The sequence below is a fragment of the Hydrogenophaga sp. genome (genome assembly GCF_030158645.1).
Lineage (GTDB): Bacteria > Pseudomonadota > Gammaproteobacteria > Burkholderiales > Burkholderiaceae_C > Hydrogenophaga.
The window spans coordinates 1-1545 of record NZ_JAOASO010000117.1 but is presented as its reverse complement, the minus strand read 5'-3'; the positions used below and the strand labels follow the sequence as shown (position 1 = coordinate 1545).

Sequence of the window (1545 nt, the reverse complement as noted above, 5' to 3'; positions counted from 1 at the left end):
CTAGGAGTCTGCGCGGCAGAAGCGTGACGAGTTTGCGAAGGCTTGGTAGATTGCGGTCATGGCCACAAGTTACCTACCCTACGAACCGCAACAGCAACGGCTGTTGCCCGACGCCCTTCAAGACTGGCTGCCCGAGGGCCACCTGGCGTACTTCATCAGCGACAGCGTCGACAGTCTTGATTTGAGCGCCTTTCACGTTCGGTATGCCAAGGGCGGGCCGCGCAACCAGCCCTTCCACCCGGCCATGATGGTCAAGGTTCTTATTTACGGCTACGCCACGGGCACCTTCAGCTCGCGCAAGCTGGCGGCCAAGCTGCACGATGACGTGGCCTTGCGCGTGCTGGCTGCAGAGAACTATCCGGCGCACCGCACGCTTTCGGACTTTCGGGCACTGCACCTGCAAGAGCTGGGGGACTTGTTCGTGCAGGTGGTGCGCCTGGCGCGCGAGTGCGGCCTGGTCAAGCTGGGCACTGTGGCGGTGGACGGCACCAAGCTCAAAGCCAACGCGAGCCGTCACAAGGCCATGAGCTACGAGCGCATGCTCAAGGCCGAGGCCGAACTCAAGGCGCAGATCGACGGGCTGCTCAACCGGGCCCGGGCGGCCGATGACCTGGAGAAGAACGAGCCTGAAATCGACATTCCCAGCGAGATCAAGCGCAGAGCCGACCGGTTGAGCGCGATCACGGCGGCCAAGCTGCGCCTGGAGCAGCGCCAGCAAGAGGCCGATGCCGCACGGGGGCGCAACAAGGACGATCAGCGCAAACCCCGCGACAAGGACGGAAAACCCAAGGGCGGGCGCTACAAGCGCGACTTCGGCGTACCCAAGGACAACGCCCAGGAGAGCTTCACCGACACGGACAGCCGGATCATGAAGCGCGCCGGTGGTGGCTACGACTACAGCTACAACGCGCACACGGCGGTGGACGAGGCCGCGCAGATCGTGGTGGCGGCCGAACTGAGCAACACCGCTGCCGACAGCGACCGCTTGCCGGTGCTGTTGGCGGCGGTGAAGGCCAACCTGGGCGAGGACGCGGAGCAGGTGCTGGCCGATGCGGGGTTTCGCTCGGAGGCGGTGTTCGAGCAGCTCAAGGACAGCCCGAGCGAGCTGATCGTGGCGCTGGGGCGCGAGGGCAAGCAGGCGGTGAGTATCGACACCGAACAGTACCCGCACACCGCGGCCATGGATGCCAAGCTGAGGACGCCCCAAGGACGGGCCGCTTACCGCAAGAGGAAGTGGATCGTGGAGGCACCCAACGGGTGGATCAAGAGCGTTCTGGGCTTCAGGCAGTTCAGCCTGCGGGGATTGGAGAAGGTCAAGGCCGAGTTCAAGCTCGTGTGTCTGGCGCTCAACCTGAGGAGGATGTGCAGTTTGCGAGCAACTTGAGGGCAATCCAGGGCGCCAAGAGGCCGTGAATTCCCCTCTTCAGACGCTCCAGCAGGCGCATCCTGCTCCGCTTTGGCCCATCAACCGTCAAATCAACTGCGCCGGCAACTCCTCACGCATCAAGTCGTCCGACAAAACGCTCTGCCGCGCAGACTCCTAGC

The 1545-nt window shown here is 64.1% G+C and carries 1 protein-coding gene; it reads left to right on the top strand.

The annotated features are described in order from the left end of the window. The first annotated feature begins 58 nt into the window (after window positions 1-58). A complete protein-coding gene (locus Q1W68_RS12920; protein ID WP_300649872.1) occupies window positions 59-1384 on the top strand; it encodes an IS1182 family transposase in 1326 nt (441 codons plus the stop codon). Window positions 1385-1545: the final 161 nt, after the last annotated feature.

Coding starts and splice junctions, on each gene's coding strand:
- Q1W68_RS12920 (WP_300649872.1), top strand. CDS start 59: ATGGCCACAAGTTACCTACCCTACGAACCGCAACAGCAACGGCTGTTG.